The organism is Bradyrhizobium sp. TM233 (assembly GCF_036247965.1).
Lineage (GTDB): Bacteria > Pseudomonadota > Alphaproteobacteria > Rhizobiales > Xanthobacteraceae > Bradyrhizobium > Bradyrhizobium ottawaense.
The window spans coordinates 72845-87600 of record NZ_BTIG01000004.1 but is presented as its reverse complement, the minus strand read 5'-3'; the positions used below and the strand labels follow the sequence as shown (position 1 = coordinate 87600).

22 protein-coding genes are annotated in these 14756 nt (G+C 64.6%); 13 read left to right on the top strand and 9 right to left on the bottom strand.

The window, feature by feature from the left end:
* The first annotated feature begins 29 nt into the window (after positions 1-29).
* Together AABA86_RS11520 and pdxY are read left to right on the top strand one after the other, a co-directional pair.
* Positions 30-662, top strand: coding sequence for a TetR family transcriptional regulator (locus AABA86_RS11520; RefSeq protein ID WP_212244507.1), 633 nt, complete (start codon positions 30-32; stop codon positions 660-662).
* A gap of 79 nt (positions 663-741) precedes the next feature.
* Entirely contained in the window at positions 742-1560 is an 819-nt protein-coding gene (pdxY, locus tag AABA86_RS11515; protein ID WP_338306800.1) for a pyridoxal kinase, read from the top strand.
* Between the two features lie 5 nt (positions 1561-1565).
* Here the strand turns inward: pdxY and AABA86_RS11510 are convergent, their stop codons facing one another.
* Complete coding sequence (locus tag AABA86_RS11510; RefSeq protein WP_338306799.1) at positions 1566-2861, bottom strand: hypothetical protein; 1296 nt, start codon at positions 2859-2861, stop codon at positions 1566-1568.
* Positions 2862-3190: 329 nt separating this feature from the next.
* Between AABA86_RS11510 and AABA86_RS11505 the strand changes: the two genes are divergently transcribed.
* The 4 genes from AABA86_RS11505 (at position 3191) to AABA86_RS11490 (ending at position 4586) form a co-directional block, all read left to right on the top strand.
* On the top strand, positions 3191-3355 hold the full coding sequence (locus AABA86_RS11505; protein ID WP_208024939.1) for a Flp family type IVb pilin: 165 nt from the start codon (positions 3191-3193) through the stop codon (positions 3353-3355).
* A gap of 115 nt (positions 3356-3470) precedes the next feature.
* Complete coding sequence (locus AABA86_RS11500; protein ID WP_212244499.1) at positions 3471-3674, top strand: hypothetical protein; 204 nt, start codon at positions 3471-3473, stop codon at positions 3672-3674.
* 172 nt (positions 3675-3846) lie between these two features.
* Positions 3847-4095, top strand: a complete 249-nt coding sequence (locus AABA86_RS11495; protein ID WP_338306797.1) for a hypothetical protein — start codon at positions 3847-3849, stop codon at positions 4093-4095.
* Positions 4096-4439: 344 nt separating this feature from the next.
* Complete coding sequence (locus tag AABA86_RS11490) at positions 4440-4586, top strand: hypothetical protein (RefSeq protein ID WP_162832230.1); 147 nt, start codon at positions 4440-4442, stop codon at positions 4584-4586.
* An 18-nt stretch (positions 4587-4604) separates the two neighbouring features.
* On the opposite strand, the gene AABA86_RS11485 is transcribed toward AABA86_RS11490, so the two are convergent.
* Complete coding sequence (locus AABA86_RS11485; RefSeq protein WP_338306796.1) at positions 4605-5165, bottom strand: bifunctional transcriptional activator/DNA repair enzyme AdaA; 561 nt, start codon at positions 5163-5165, stop codon at positions 4605-4607.
* Positions 5166-5279: 114 nt separating this feature from the next.
* On the opposite strand from AABA86_RS11485, the gene AABA86_RS11480 reads away from it, so the two are divergent.
* Together AABA86_RS11480 and AABA86_RS11475 are read left to right on the top strand one after the other, a co-directional pair.
* Entirely contained in the window at positions 5280-5696 is a 417-nt protein-coding gene (locus AABA86_RS11480; protein WP_338306795.1) for a nuclear transport factor 2 family protein, read from the top strand.
* An 86-nt stretch (positions 5697-5782) separates the two neighbouring features.
* The gene (locus AABA86_RS11475; RefSeq protein WP_338306794.1) at positions 5783-6703 is read left to right on the top strand and encodes a DMT family transporter; all 921 of its coding nucleotides are present in this window, start codon (positions 5783-5785) and stop codon (positions 6701-6703) included.
* A 7-nt stretch (positions 6704-6710) separates the two neighbouring features.
* Here AABA86_RS11475 and AABA86_RS11470 read toward each other — a convergent pair whose 3' ends face one another.
* Complete coding sequence (locus AABA86_RS11470; RefSeq protein ID WP_338306792.1) at positions 6711-7061, bottom strand: zinc ribbon domain-containing protein YjdM; 351 nt, start codon at positions 7059-7061, stop codon at positions 6711-6713.
* 126 nt (positions 7062-7187) lie between these two features.
* A complete protein-coding gene (locus tag AABA86_RS11465; protein WP_018644642.1) occupies positions 7188-7361 on the bottom strand; it encodes a hypothetical protein in 174 nt (57 codons plus the stop codon).
* A gap of 309 nt (positions 7362-7670) precedes the next feature.
* On the opposite strand from AABA86_RS11465, the gene AABA86_RS11460 reads away from it, so the two are divergent.
* From AABA86_RS11460 to AABA86_RS11440, 5 genes are all read left to right on the top strand, one after another.
* The gene (locus AABA86_RS11460) at positions 7671-8030 is read left to right on the top strand and encodes a c-type cytochrome (RefSeq protein ID WP_212244478.1); all 360 of its coding nucleotides are present in this window, start codon (positions 7671-7673) and stop codon (positions 8028-8030) included.
* A 269-nt stretch (positions 8031-8299) separates the two neighbouring features.
* Positions 8300-8725 carry a VOC family protein gene (locus tag AABA86_RS11455; protein WP_338306790.1) on the top strand — a complete coding sequence of 142 codons (426 nt, stop codon included), beginning with the start codon at positions 8300-8302 and terminating at the stop codon, positions 8723-8725.
* A gap of 94 nt (positions 8726-8819) precedes the next feature.
* Positions 8820-9485, top strand: coding sequence for a cell envelope biogenesis protein TolA (locus AABA86_RS11450; RefSeq protein WP_338306789.1), 666 nt, complete (start codon positions 8820-8822; stop codon positions 9483-9485).
* A 233-nt stretch (positions 9486-9718) separates the two neighbouring features.
* Positions 9719-10255 (top strand): helix-turn-helix domain-containing protein, encoded by a 537-nt coding sequence (locus tag AABA86_RS11445; protein WP_212244472.1) that lies wholly within the window; start codon positions 9719-9721, stop codon positions 10253-10255.
* 278 nt (positions 10256-10533) lie between these two features.
* Positions 10534-10815 (top strand): hypothetical protein, encoded by a 282-nt coding sequence (locus AABA86_RS11440; protein ID WP_212244470.1) that lies wholly within the window; start codon positions 10534-10536, stop codon positions 10813-10815.
* A 135-nt stretch (positions 10816-10950) separates the two neighbouring features.
* Here the strand turns inward: AABA86_RS11440 and AABA86_RS11435 are convergent, their stop codons facing one another.
* The 5 genes from AABA86_RS11435 to AABA86_RS11420 all read right to left on the bottom strand — a co-directional run bounded on the left by AABA86_RS11435 (position 10951) and on the right by AABA86_RS11420 (position 14730).
* Positions 10951-11979, bottom strand: coding sequence for a hypothetical protein (locus AABA86_RS11435; RefSeq protein WP_338307184.1), 1029 nt, complete (start codon positions 11977-11979; stop codon positions 10951-10953).
* 159 nt (positions 11980-12138) lie between these two features.
* Complete coding sequence (locus AABA86_RS11430) at positions 12139-12936, bottom strand: transglycosylase SLT domain-containing protein (protein ID WP_338306786.1); 798 nt, start codon at positions 12934-12936, stop codon at positions 12139-12141.
* A gap of 121 nt (positions 12937-13057) precedes the next feature.
* Positions 13058-13573, bottom strand: coding sequence for a ParB N-terminal domain-containing protein (locus AABA86_RS11425; RefSeq protein WP_338306785.1), 516 nt, complete (start codon positions 13571-13573; stop codon positions 13058-13060).
* 225 nt (positions 13574-13798) lie between these two features.
* Positions 13799-13987, bottom strand: a complete 189-nt coding sequence (locus tag AABA86_RS34630; protein WP_445083462.1) for a DUF2158 domain-containing protein — start codon at positions 13985-13987, stop codon at positions 13799-13801.
* A gap of 8 nt (positions 13988-13995) precedes the next feature.
* On the bottom strand, positions 13996-14730 hold the full coding sequence (locus tag AABA86_RS11420) for a phosphatidylserine/phosphatidylglycerophosphate/cardiolipin synthase family protein (protein ID WP_338306784.1): 735 nt from the start codon (positions 14728-14730) through the stop codon (positions 13996-13998).
* Between the last annotated feature and the right edge of the window lie 26 nt (positions 14731-14756).

The window sequence follows — 14756 nt, the reverse complement described above, 5'->3', positions numbered from 1 at the left end:
ATTTCCTATTCGCATTGCCCGAGCGAGCCATGGCCGACCGTCGAAGCCGTTCAATTTCTTCACGAAAACAGCCGCAACAGGCCCGCTCCAGCGAGCTTGTCGCGGCCATTCTCGATGCCGCTGTTCAGGTCCTGGCGAAGGAGGGCGCGCAACGTTTCACCACGGCGCGGGTGGCGGAGCGGGCCGGGGTGAGCGTCGGTTCGCTCTATCAGTATTTTCCGAACAAGGCCGCGATCCTGTTTCGTCTCCAGAGCGACGAGTGGCGGCGCACCAGTGACCTCTTGCGCGGCATCCTCGAGGACCGGGCGAAGCCGCCGCCGGTGCGGCTGCGCGCGCTGGTCCATGCCTTCATTCTGTCTGAGTGCGAGGAGGCCGCGATCCGCGGCGCGCTCAGCGATGCGGCGCCGCTCTATCGCGACGCGCCCGAGGCGCAGGACGCGCGAGCCGCCGGCGAGGGGATCATCGCGGCGTTCATGCGGGAAGCGCTGCCCAGAGCATCGGAGGCGACCCGTGCGCTTGCCGGCGAGCTCATCAAGACGACGCTGAGCGAAGTCGGCAAGCGGTTTTCGGAAACGCCGCGCAGCGAGGCCGAGATCGCGCGTCATGCCGATGGGCTGGCCGACATGTTCTGCGCTTACCTCGGTGAGCTGGCAGGACGTTGAAGTGCGGGCGGCGCGTGCTCTCGGGGCCGAGACGGGCTACTCTTGCCTCGCCTGATGTTTCTCCTTACGGACCTCTTTCATGCTCGTCATCTCCATTCAAAGCCAGGTGGTTCACGGCCATGTCGGCAACAGCGCGGCCGCCTATGCCATTCAGGCGGAGGGCGTGAACGTGGCGGCGGTGCCGACGACGCTGCTGTCCAACCATCCGCGCTATCCGAGCCTGCGCGGACGGGTGCTGGAGACCGAGCTCGTTGCCGATCTTCTCAAGGGCGTCGAGGAGCGCGGTCTGGTCGATGAGGCCGCCGTGCTCGTGACCGGTTATCTCGGCTCGCCGGGCAACGCCGCCGTCATCGCTGATTTCGTCGAGCGGGCGCTCACGCGGAATTCCAAGCTTGTCTATCTCTGCGATCCCGTGATCGGCGACGACGGCCGCGTCTATGTCGCCGACGGCATTTTGGACGTGGTGCGGCACCGGCTGCTGCGGGCCGCGAGCCTGACCACGCCGAACCAGTTCGAGCTCGAGCTGCTTTCAGGTCTCACGATCGCGGATGCGCAGGACCTGCGTGCGGGGTGTGCGGCGCTGGCGGGGACCGGCCGCATCGAAATCGTGGCGACCGGCTGCACGCTGACCGATACGTCGGAAGGGCAAGTGGAGACCATCCTCTGCGCCGGCGGGCAATTATCGCGCTTTGCGACGCCGCGCCTGCCAATCCGCCCCTACGGCACCGGCGATCTCCTCACCGGCCTGATCGCGGCACATCTGGCCAAGGGCGAGGCGATCGAGACCGCGGTACGGCTTGCGGTCGAGACCATCTTTGCGGTGCTGGTGCGCACGCAGGATGCCGGTACGGCCGAGATGCGGCTCGTGCCGCTGCCGATGCCGGGGCGCGCGCCGTAACGGCCTCAGGTTGCGCGCTTGCCGGTCGATTGCGCTGATTTCTGTGGCTTGGCCGGGCTCTTCTGCTCGCGCGCGGCTTGTGCCTTTTGGGCCTTTGGCGACCTGGCGCTCGCGACAGCCCGCGTCTTCTTCGGTTTGACGTGGGCGGCTTCCTTGTGGTCGGCCGTGCCGCGGCGCGAGATGTATTCCGCACCGTCCACCGGGCCGACATGCGGCGGATCGCGGCCGAGATAGGGCCGGCCGATGCCGTACGTTTTGCCGTTGGCGTCGACCCACTTCCACAGGATTTCCGTCGAGACCCAGCGCTGCGCGCGGTTATTGCCCTGCGTGCTGACAATGTCCGCCGCCATGCCATGGCCGTAGCCGCCGCGCGTGCTGCCGCCGTGATAGGAGCGGTCGGAGGCGGCCTTCAGGCCGCTTGCGATCGACTGGCGATAATCGTCACGGAACGCGCTGGTGATGCCGGGCGAGAGGCCGGCGGCTTCCGCGGCAAGCAGCGTGCGGAACAGCTTCCGCTTGAAGCTCTTGTCCATGCCGCCGATGACGTAGTCCATCATCGACATGCCGGCGTGCTCGGCCGCTTTCGGATCCTTCCAGCCGAAATCCTCGTCGACCAGCTTCGTGAAGCTGCGCATCACCGTGACGGTCTTGCCCTTGCGCTTGACGGTGACCGCGCGGCGCTCCTGGACTTTGATCGAGTCCTCTTTTGCGGTGCGCTGATAGAGCGCCCAGAGATAGCGGTCGATGCAGGCATCCATGACGAAGCATTCGTCGAGCACGGCGACGGTGTCGGCGGGCGGTGATGCCTTGCTCACAGGCGTGACGGGACCGCTCGCGATCGCCGCGGGGTCCGTCGTCACGATCTCGGTGGGATCGGCAGATGCGAGCTTGACGGGCGCTGGCGCTGCAACTGGGGCGGCCTCGCCCACGACGGGCTCTGGTTCAGGCGAGATCTGCGGCGCGGGCGGCGTCTCCGTCGGCAGGATCAGCGCCGGATCGGCCGAGGCGAGCTTGATGGCGGGAGGCTCGGGCACCGCTTCAGTGATCGTCGGCGCCGGTGCCGCAGCGACGGCAGCCGCGATGTCGGCCGTCAAGGCAATGCCGTCCTCGATCGTCACAGCGTGCGGGACGTCGGCGAGGTCGAGCCGGCTGAGATCTTTCGCGCGCGACACGGCAGCCGCATTGGCGCCGCTGTTCTCGATGAGGGCAGGGGCATAGGCGGAGAGGGAAAGCGCCATCCAGCCGGCAAGAACGGCTGAGGGGCACGCGACCGCCACCAGAAGAGACCGCCGATCGTTCATGATCCCTGCCTCCAAACGGTTCTGTTCGGACACGCTCTGTCGGAACAGTCATGATGCAAAAACAGTCTTGCACGGAAAGGCACGCAGCGCCTCGATTGTTCGGAGGACCGTGTGGCGACGCAATGGCCTAAATCGGTGAAATCGGGCTTTTCGCGGGGGTGTTGCCAAGCTGCAACGCGGGTTCCACGGCGGTTTTCAAGGGAATCCCCCAGCAAACGGCGTTCATTGTCGTCAACTTGAAGCGATCGGGTTTACTCAATCTTGGATTGTGGTCGTGCGTTTCTCGCTTGCCGGCCGTTCCGGCAAGTGGGAAGGACACGATTGTGAAGTTGAAATGCAAATGGGCTGAATTCGTCGCCGATGAATCCGGCGCCACCGCGATCGAATACGGCCTGATCGCAGCCGGCATCGCGCTCGCGATCATCGAGATCATTTATGCGCTCGGCACCAATCTCGTCGCAAAGCTGCAATCGCTGGCGACTGCGTTGAAATAGGGCGTCGCGCCACGGCATCGATGAGGGAGCGTGGGGCGGGCATCACCCTTTTGACGCGGGGGGCTTGCCCGACGGGTTGCGGCAACTTTGTTGCGGCTGGCGCGTTTGGTCGACCATGACGCATTCCTCGCTTCGTCCCATGGACGCCTTCGATCCCACCGAGCCCGCCATCCTGCACGATCGCCTCACGGATACGATCATCACCTGGACCGCTGATCAGGCCGACGATTACCGGCAGGCCAGCCGCTTGGGCGACGACGGAACTGTGGCCTGGAAGGCCTATCTCTTCGATGGCTGGGGCAATGTGCTCGGTGGTTGAGCACCGTCCATAAAACCGTCATGTCGCGGCCGGCCGTGATTCGGCCAACGCCTTGTACGTATTAAACATATCGCCATGCACCGCACGCGCTGTTGCAATGCAACAAAGCATGTCGCAATGCAGCAAAACGCGCCTAAATATGCTCCGACTCTTCCACTCAGGAGCATCACCAATGAAGAAGAAGACTCTGTCGATCGCCGCCGCCATCCTGACGATCGCGGGCAGCACCGCGGCTTTCGCCGCCGAGCTGCCGACTTACGAGACCAATGGATTTCCGGTCTCGCCCTTGCAGGTTCGCGTCCTCGGCGCCGCGCATGTCGAGCAGCAGACTGCTGCGCCGACCACGCTCGCCTCGGTCCATCAGGCGAAGGTGCTCAGCCCTCGCAAGGTGAAGACCGCGACCGTCGGCGTGGCGCGCTAAGCTGACATCGTGAACGGCAGGTGGGTTCCGCGGAGAGGCGGGATCCACTGCCTCACGCGCGATATCGAAATCGATGCGGCTTACGCACCGCGCGTGCAGGAATCGTTGGAACTACCTTGTGCGCGATCTCGCGCCGGCGCACATCGTGCAATGCATCGGCACGATGAATTGACACCGATGCGCTGATTGAGAATCTGGCCGCGAACAAGTTCGCGTGATTGTGCCGGTTATGTATGCCCGTTCATAACGGGCGTGATCCTTTTAACAGTTGCTTTGCACGTCGCGTTGCTTGATGCGGCCGCCGCATTGTTGCGGCCAATTTTGAAGTCATAATGGAGGCCATTATGCCCGTTGCGCAGAAAGTCGTTGCCGCCACCACTTCGCCGCGTGCGTTCATTCTCAAGCAGACAGCTTTGTTCGCCGCCGCCGCTTTGTTCGTGTTCGTGCTGAGCCTGACCTACGGCCTGGATCTCAGCCCCGGATTTTTCTGAGCGACTTCCAGCGGCGCGCTAAGCCCTCCGCGCGCGCAGGCTTGACGGTGAGCGGCCGTAGAGTTCGGCGAAGGCGGCGTTGAATCTGCGCAGGCTGCCGAAGCCGGCCTGGAATGCGATATCGGTCATGCTGTCATCGCCGGCATCGAGCAGGCGCTTGGCGCGCTGGACGCGCAGCGTCCTTGCGAGCTGCTGGGGCGTGGCGCCGACGTGGCGCTCGAACAGGCGCGCCAGATGACGCGAGGAGATGCCGAGCCGCATCGCCAGATCAACCACCGAGCCTTCGTCGAGCGCGCCGTCATCGATCAGCTTCATGGCCCGCGCCACCGTCGAGCGCGTGCCGTTCCAGGCTGGGCAGAACGGCGCGGTCTCGGGGCGGCAGCGCAGGCAGGGCCGGAAGCCGGCGGCCTCGGCCGCCGCCGCCGTCGGATAATAGGCGACGTTGCGCGTCAGCGGCTGCTTGGCCGGACAGACCGGGCGGCAATAGATGCCCGTGGTCTTCACCGCCGTGAAGAATCGGCCGTCATAACAGGGATCGCGGCGCAGGCGCGCGGCGTTGCAGACATCGAAGCTCAGCATGGCCGATCATAACGCATGACGGCAGACACGGAAGGGCTGCGGGATGACCGAGTCCGATTGCGGCGAGCCGCAAGGCGCATCGCGACCTAGAAGGCGACCCTCAGGGAGCGCATCATGTCCAGCCCGAAAGAGATCGTCCTGACCGCGTGGAAGACCTTCTCGTCGCGCGATGCCGAACGCATCGCCGCATTGTTCACCGACGATGCCGAATGGATCGCGCCGAGGGGCAATGCCACGGCCGTCGCGCTCGATCACACCGACCACATGGCCGGACCGCACCAGATCGCGCGCTTCATCGCGCAAGAGATGCACAAGATGTTCTCGAACATCGATATCGCGTTCCGCGGCGTGTACGCCGACGGCGATGTCGTGATCGTGGAGGAGCGGATGCGCGCGACGCTGCCCGGCGGCAAGCCGTACGAGAACGATTATTGCTTCGTGTTCACGGTGGCGGGCGACCGGATCAGGCAGGTGCGGGAATACATGGATACGCGCAAGGGATGGCGGATGGTCTTCGAGCAGGAGGCGTGATGCGTGGGCCCACAATCACCGCCGCGTGCCAGCCCTGCGGCCGCGTGGGTTGAGGCGGTATACGCGCTGACATAAGGCTTGAACCCATGGATCAGCGGACGAGCGGCGCCGGCGCTCTATCTCAGAACAACGATGCGGCGCCGGCCCTGCTCGGCGTGGTCTGCGGCCTTGCCGCGGCGCTGTTCTGGGCGTTCGGCTTTGCCGCCACGCGGCATGGCCTCAAGGTCGGCTTCACGCCGGTCGATCTGCTGGTGCATCGCTATGTCTGGTCGGGGATCGCGTTCCTGCCGCTGGTGTTCCGCGCCGGCATCTCCGATCTCTGCGGCATCGGCTGGAGCAGGGGCGTTGTGCTGATGGTGCTCGGCGGCCCCGTGATGTCGCTGATCTCCTACACCGGCTTCCTGTTCGTGCCGCTCGGCCATGGCAGCGTGATCCAGCCTTCCTGCGCGACGCTCGGCGGCCTGCTGCTCGCGGCGGTCGTGCTGAAGGAGCACATCTCCGCCTCGCGCCTTGCCGGCGCGGTCGTCATCGTCGGCGGCCTCGGCGTGATCGGCGCCGAATCGATCGGCCATATCGGGGCCGACGGTGTGCTCGGCGACTTGATCTTCGTGCTCACCGGATTGATGTTCGCCGGCTTCGGCGCAGCCCTGCGCCACTGGCGCGTCTCCGCCGTGTCGGCTGCGCTCGTCATCAACGTGCTGTCGCTGCTGCTGCTGCCGGTCTACATCGCAACCGTCGGCCTCGCCCATGTTGCGGCGATCGGCGTGACCGAGAACGCGATCCAGGCGCTGGCGCAGGGCGTGCTCGCCGGCCCCGCCGCGCTCTATCTCTACGCCGTCTCGGTCCAGCGCCTCGGCGTTGCCCGCGCTGCGGTGTTTCCGGCCTGCGTGCCGGCGCTGACGCTGCTCACCGGCTGGCTGCTGCTCGGCGAGCCGCCGACGATGCTGCAGGCCGCGGGGCTGGTGACGGTGCTGTGCGGGTTCTATCTGGCGCAGCGGCAAAGGTAAGCGCGAGCTACGCCTTCTTCACGAACTCCGACTTCAGGTTCATCGCGCCGATGCCGTCGATCTTGCAGGCGATGTTGTGCCCGTCGCTGGCGTCCTGGAGGCGGATGTTGCGCACCTTGGTGCCGCCCTTCACCACCGAGGAGGAGCCCTTGATCTTGAGATCCTTGATCACGATGACGCTGTCGCCGTCGGCGAGCAAATTGCCGTTGGCATCGCGCACGCCCGCGTCCTGCGCGGTGTCCGCCGCCGCCTCCGCCGCACCGCTCCATTCATGGCCGCATTCCGGGCAGACCCAGAGACCGCGGTCCTGATAGGCGTGCTCGGAGCTGCAGGCAGGGCATTTCATCGTGTCGGTCATGGCAAGTCTCGTCTAACCCTTCTCTGGTCTCACGCTTCGTTCGCGGCGCGACCCTAGGGGCAGGATCGAGGAAAGCAAGGGAAAGCTGCCGCCTGCCTGCAACCGCGATCGCCTGCCGGTGCGATATCACCGAAACAGCGCGACAAAGATCACGTATAACCAGCCCAGGATGCCGTGGATGATCGCCCACAGAATCGAATGGTTGTTGGTGTAGGAGATCGCGATGGCGAGCGCCGAGCCGAAGCCGACGCCGTATTTCGCGCCCTCGACGCGGACGCCGTAATAGCGATTGCCGTTCATGGTGGTGCCTCCGTGAGTCGTTGACGGGCGCGAGCCTACGCGGTTGCCGCGATCCCTGCGACCGGCTTGATCCATGAGGCAATGTCGCCCTCGCGAGTTGAGCTGCATCAACGGCGATGCGCTCGGCTGACGCCGACCGTCATCTCGTTGCTCGACTACTCCAAGGGTTTTGGCCACACCGAGCTCGTGACGTGCTGAGGTTGCGCGCGGGGCTGCGATGGGAGGGCGCAATCCGTTGACGCAGATCAACCCGGTGTGCCGGCCAGGCGTCAAGCTGGCTGAACTGCCGCGCCATCGCGAGGGATAGTCATGTCGCACAGCGCTCGAATTTACATCGGCCTCGCCGTCCTGATCGCGTTGTCGGTGCTGTTTCTGTTCAGCGTCGTCCACACCGCCGCGGGGGCGCCGAGGTCCGGTCCGCGCGCGGTCGACGAAGGGCATCGTCTGGCAGAGGCGTGGTGCCAGACCTGTCACGCCGTCGAGCCGCACATGGCCGGCTTCTTCGACGAGGCCCCGAGCTTCCAGGCCATCGCCGACAGGAGCGGCACCACCGCGCTGTCGCTCAAGGTGTTTTGGCGGACCAGCCACCAGAACATGCCGAACCTCGTGATCGCGCCGGAGCAGGCGGATGCGCTTTCGGCCTATATCCTCAGCCTGAGAGGCAAGTGAGGCCGCCGGAAGCGATTTTGCGAAAACAACCCCATGCACAGTAGACATGGCTTTGATAATTCTCGTGTTTTCGGTAACGCCGAATAATGACTTGAGACGTCGGGCAAAACACGGGCATGATGGCATGCTCGACCGCGAGGAGTTCGTGCGGAGGGCGTAGCCCGGATGGAGCGTCCGCGAAATCCGGGGCCGAGCGTGCGGCAACATCCCGGATTGCGCTGCGCTCCATCCGGGCTACGCTCGCTGCGCAACCGCGCAACGAGTCCGCCATGACCTTCCTCCTCAACATCGATGTCCCCGACGTCGCGCAGGCCACGAGCTTCTACACCGCCGCCTTCGGCCTCAGCGTCGGCCGCCGCTTCGGCGCCGACTTCGTCGAGCTGCTCGGCTGGCCCGCGCCGGTCTATCTCCTGACCAAGCAGGCCGGCACGTTAGGTGCCGGCGGCGACCGCCGCCGCTACCAGCGGCACTGGACGCCGGTGCATATCGACGTCGTCGTTGACGATGTCGACGCCGCCGTCACGCGTGCGCTCAGTGCCGGCGCGATCCTGGAGGCGCCCGCGCGCGATGCGCCGTATGGGCGGATCGCGATGCTGGCCGATCCGTTTGGGAACGGGTTCTGTCTGCTGGCGTTCAGCGAGAAGGGGTATGATGCGCTGGTGGCAGTCCGTAGCCCGGATGGAGCGCGAGCGTAATCCGGGACGTCTTCCTCGGACAGAAGACCCCGGATTGCGCTGCGCTCCATCCGGGCTACGATCGTCAGCGGACAGCGAAGCTCATCGGGACGACATGCCGGCAAAACCGAAACGAAAGCTGAAGACCTACCAGACCTCGCTCGGCTTCTACGATCAGGCCATCGCGGCACCCTCGATGAAGGCGGCACTGGAGGCCTGGGGCGCCAGCTCCAACCTGTTCCATCAGGGCGCGGCGAAGGAGACTGACGATCGCGATATCGTCGCGGCGACCATGGCGAGGCCCGGTGTCGTGCTCAGGCGCCCGGTCGGCTCGGACGGCCCATTCACGGAGAGTGCCGCCCTGCCGACGGATCTCGCCGAGGGCGAGGCCAGACCCAGAAGCAAGAGCAAGACAAAGACCAGGCTCAAGAGCAGGCCAGGATCGACGAAGCGTCCCGCCAGGACGGTGCGGACAGCATCCCCTGAGATCGACGATCAAGCGGCGCGCAAGGCCGCCGCGGCGTTCGCGAAGGAGGAGAAGCGCCGAGAGGCCGAGCGCCGCAAGGAGGAGGCCGCCCGCACCAAGGCGCGCGCCCGCCGCGACAAGGCGGTCGCCATCGCCGAGGCGGCGCTGGACAGAGCGAGGCGGGAGCACGACGCGCGGGCAGAGCAGATCGACGCCGAGCGGGCCGCGCTCGACGAACGCGCCGAGGCTGAGCAGGCCCGTTGGGACAAGCAAAGAAAGACGCTGGAGCACGCCCTGCGCCGCGCGCGGGCGTGATCGGCGATTCCTGCGCTGCGGACACCTTTCCCGGATGACGCTTGCGCGCCATCCGGGCTACGCGAACGCCGCCGAGAGCGGCCGCCCGGGAGCAATTCCTTTACCATGGCATCCGGTCACGACTGAACCGCTGGAAGCTTAGGAGTTACGGAGAAATTCCGCGGTATCTTCGCCCCGATTTCGGATGCGTCGGATACGCCATGCGCCGCCGCCGCAAGTTTTCGGGAGCTGTCATGAGCGATCATCGCGCCGCAGTCAGGCATCACACGTTGCGGACCGGCATCGTCGAGTTCGACAACGGCACCGGCAGCATCGTCAGCGTGCCCTGCACGATCCGCGATGTCTCCGGCACCGGCGCGCGCGTGGCGCTCAACAGCTCGGCATGGGTCCCGGAGCAGTTTTCGCTGATCTTCTCGAGCGGACTGCGCAAGGTCTGCCGGCTCGCCTGGCGAAAGGAGAGGCTGATCGGCGGCGCGTTCATCGAGGGCTATGCGAGCCCGGACGAGCAGGCGGCCATGATGACCGCGGACGAGCAGGCCCGGCACCGGCTCGGCATCGGCGCGCGCGTCAAGGCCGCACGCGAGACCCGCGGCTACACCGAAGCCCAGCTCGCCGAGCGCATCGGTGTCGCGCCGGCCTTCGTGGCGGCGGCCGAGCAGGGTGAGGTGGATATTCCGGTGTACCAGCTGATGCACATCGCCGATTTGCTGATGGTCAGTCTCGACGGGCTCGTTGCCGGGCCGGCGCCGGACGAGGTTGATGCGGGGTAGGGCGTCACGGCCCTTCGCCCGGTCTTGGTCCGTTCGCGTTACGCTCGCTGAAATGCCAGCGCGCGCCTCGTCCTTCGAGACGGCGCGGACACGCCTCCTCAGGATGAGGCTAAGCGTGATCTTCGCCTGCTGAAGCTGTTGCCGCGCACTCCGTCCTCATCCTGAGGGGCCCGCTCAAAAGCGGGCGTCTCGAAAGGATGGCCGCAGAAAAGCTCGCGCGAAATTTGCTTGCCTTGCCCGGCATCCTTTTGCACTCTTCACGCGAAGGAGACCAACGCATGACAAGAATGACCGCCGCGTGCGCGCTCGGAACCGCCCTGGTGCTGTCCACCCTTGCAACGTCGGGCGCCGAAGCCCGGACGCGGAAAGCCGTCGTCGTTCGCGCGCCGCAAGAGCGACTCATCGTCACCGCGCCTGTGCTGAGGCCGACGCCGTGGGATTACAACGTCGTTCCGCGCTATCGCTATCGCCCCGAGGATGATCGCGTTGATCCCTACGGCCCGCCGCTGGTGCCGTCTTATGTTCGCTATGAGGGATGGCGCTGGCCGTATTGGTGGTGAGCGGATCAGTTCGTAGGATGGGTTGAGCGAAGCGAAACCCATCAGTGGCCGTCACGGAATGATGGGTTTCGCAAGGGCTCTACCCATCCCACGGCACGGCACAAGCGCGGCTTTTCCCACCCTACGGCAGCTCGCTCACCAATCCGGATCGCCGTAGGGGTCTCCCATGTAAGGCGGAGGCATCCAGGGGCCTCGCGGCGGCGGTCTGGGCCGCCGGGGTTCGGCCGCTGGGATGTGCGGCCGGACACGCGTAGCCGCATCGTTGTTCACACTGCGCACGACGGGCTTGGCGGCTGCAGGCGCGGGTGACGCGGTCAGTTGCGTTTGCAGCGCCTGGACCTGCGCGGCGAGGCGCGCATTGTCCGCGGCATCCTTCTCTTGCGCTGACTTGAGCTGTTGAATGGTGTCGGCCTGCTCCCGCAGGGTCTGCTCGTTGCGGCTTTTCAGTTGCTCGAGCTTGCCGTTGATGCTCGCAAGCTCGCTCGTGATGGCCTTGAGCGATTGCGCGAGATCGGACGATGTCGGGTCGGGCGCTGTGGCGGCGGGCTTTGGAGCGTCAGGCTTTGGGGCGCTTTCCGTTTCCTTGAGGACCGGCGGCGCGGGCCCCGGGCTCGGATCACCCGCAGCAGCCAGTAGCACGGCCGGCGGCTGCACTGGGCCTTCCACCGCGGATGCTTGCGGGGGGCTGCTCGCGGCCGGCGGAGCCCATCGTGCAATGATCGACTTGCTGATTGAGCTGGCCTCATTGCGATATTGCGAAGCGAAGGCGGCGCCGAGAAGGCCGATCGCCAGCACGAGGCCAACCAAAGCGCGCATCATGGTCCGATCTCCTTTCAAGCCTTGATCGCGAAGCTTGGTATTCAGAAGCTTTGCACTCGAAGGCTTGGCATCCGACGTCGGCGCCTTGTTTCCGGGAGTGGCGGCTGCCGTCGCACCGGCGCTTGCGTGCGAGGCTGGCTTGCCTTCGCCATCGTGTTCCATTCCGGAAACCAGCTGGTCCAGCCTTGCAAGGTCTGCCTGTGTGCTCCTGATCCGGTCAAGGGCCCGCGCCAGCCCGCCGTCGGCGCGCGCCTCGTCCGGCTTCGCAGTCTCAGGCTTGGCGGTATCAGGTTTGGCGGTATCAGGTTTGGGGTCGTTCGTTTCAGGCACCGATGCGCTCTCCATCCGGTCGGGCGTCAATGGGAGGCAGTCCGATCAAAGGGAAGGATAGGTCTCGCCACTGTCCAACACAACGCGCGTGCAAAGGAAAAATTATGGCGGACTCGGCACGACATGGTGGGCACGGCACAAGTGTGCCTTGCTCCATCCGACGGCATCACGGCATTAGTCGCCGTCCTCGGCCGCAAGGCGCAGAAACTGCCGCTTCATCGCGTTGACCCTGCCGACATAACCCGCGACGAGGTGATCGCCGCAGCGCTCGCCTGATATCATCTGAAACTTGCGCCGCGCATAGGCCGCCGCGGGACCGGCGCCGCAGAGATGGATGAAGGCGGCCAGATCCTGCTTCTGCTGCGCGCTCGGCTTCACATCGCCCGCGAGCGTGAGAACCAACGCCACCTGGCGGTCCAGATACACCGAGGCCAGCTCGATGGCGTGGCTCGGGATCGCGCGGATGTAGAGGAAGCTCAACCCGCAGCCGGTCTGCGTGACCGTGTTGCCGCGAACACAGAACCGCGCGGCCTCCGCGAAGGCCGGATCGGTCATCTGGAAGAGGCCGACCGCGCTGGAGGCGGGCTTGTAGATCGCCAGCGGATTGAAGCTCCACCGCCAGCGCCAATAGGTGCGCGCCACCGGATTGCCCGAACTCTCCACCTGCGCCAGCGCGGCCAGCAATTCGGGCGTGATCGTCGCGGTGGAAAGCTTTCGGAAGACGGGGCCGTAGCTCGCCCAGGTCTCGACCGGCTCCTTGTCGAGGGCGTGGCCGACGACGGCGAAGAGTTCGGTTGGCTTGCGGATGATTTGATAGGCGATGTTCAGGAGGGCGAGGGCCGCGAGCAGAACCGCCACGATGCCGGCGATCCGGACCAGCCGCGGGGCCTGCGCGAATGTCTTGCGCAGCCACCGGGCCGGTCGCCGGATACTACGAAAGCGAGGGAGGAAGGGCTTGCTCTTCCTTGGCATGGCACCAGTGGTCGTAGGATGGGTAGAGCGGAGCGAAACCCATCAACTCCGTTCATCATGATGGGTTTCGCAAGGGCTCTACCCATGCTACGGGCCGGCACCGAAACTCTGGAGCCGGCAATCAATAGCGGCCGCCGCTGCCCTTTTGCTGCGTGATCCAGTCCGACAATGTTCTCGGTGTCGATTTCGCAGTCCGGCCCGGTGATGCCTTCGGATTGTCGCGGGCGCCTTTCGTCGAACGGGCGCGCGGCGCTTGCGTTGCGCCAGCGCCCTTCAAGGCAGCAGTCGATGCCTCTGCGGCTTCCTTCTCGAGGCGCAACTGTTTCAATCGCGCCATCTTGATACGCTCTGCCTCGACTTCGGGTCGCTCGGCGAGCTGCGGCTTGTGCTGAGCAAGCTCGGCCGGGACCAGGACACCGAGTATGGTCGTCTCGCCGAGCGCCTTGCAGGCCTCTAACCGATGCAGTCCCTCGACCAGAACGAGGCGGTCTCCGTCGGGCCGAACGGAAATGGGGGTCTGTTGTCCGATCTCCAGCATACTTTCCGCGATCTCCCCGACGATCTCGGGCTTGAGGGCCTTCTTCTGCTTCGTGGGAACGAAGATCTTCTCGATCGGGAAGCTTTCCGGTGTGGGCATAACTCGACTCCGCTTCTACCGGGCCCGTCGGAACCCATGCCGGTGGTGCCTGGAGTTTAGGAGGGAAGGGCTCGACCGCAAAGGCAATTCAGCTCCTAGGTCGTAGGATGGGTTTCGCAAGTGCTCAACCCATCCTACGGGCTCATCGTAGTAGATTCGTTTGCAGCAGGTCGGAAATGATGAGGGAGCAAGCGATAAGAACTTCTATTAAACGCTGTCTCTTTTCTAAGGCTCAATTAGCCGCAAAGACGTAACAGGGAATACGGCCCCCTCTTGCTTCCACGGAGCCTTATCCTGGATAAACCATTCACAGTAGGCTTCCCGTACATGGCTGTCCTGTACCCAAGCCGCAGTCATGAGAGGGCCGCCGGATCTTAGCTGGACGACACTTCCGGGTTTGATCTCCTCGGACATCAGTTGCCTCAAACAATAGCCGTGGAATTCAACCAAATGACTTCATACGACGCGATCTTAAGGGGGGCAATATCGTCTGCCCGAACGATTTCAGCTGGTGACCGCTTGGCGAGATCTTTTAAAGATTGGGTCACCGTCCAAGCCTCGGATCGGTCAATAAAGATAGCTCTATCGTGGAGCGCCTTCTGCGGAGCGAGTCGGACCTCCAAGGGGCGGCGTCCAAATTGAGTCTTCCAACGCTGGGCCGCTGGGGTGAGATTCGGTTTTACCGTTCCTTGATCCGTCAATAAACGGAGTACGACGCCTTCACTCAGTGTTCCGCCAAAATCGGTAAGGACTGCGTCGTCCATGTAGGGGTCGACGATAAGTACGTCTTGCTTGGCTGCGGATATGACCTTCGCAATTGCTGCATATGCATCAAAGCTGTTTCCGACAGGAATAAAGGCTCCTTGCGCTCCAGGCGGTGATGCTAACTCGGCCGCTGCGAGAACCTTATAGAGGGTGAGCATCAATCTTTGTTGCGCCATCGCTCGTGCGGGCGGCTGAGAGAGCCCCTGCTTGGCTAGAGCAAATTCCATCCGCGCGTCTAGGTCGCCGCTAGAAACAACCAAGGCTTCGGCTCTGCCGAGCCAAGTCATTTGCTCCACCGATAAGACGCCAATCCCCACAAATGGGGGAGCCGACTCGATCAGGCGGCCGACTCGCCTGTAAAGCTCTTCAGGCTGCATCTGTTTAGCTGACATTGATTGTACACCAAATAAATCGATGG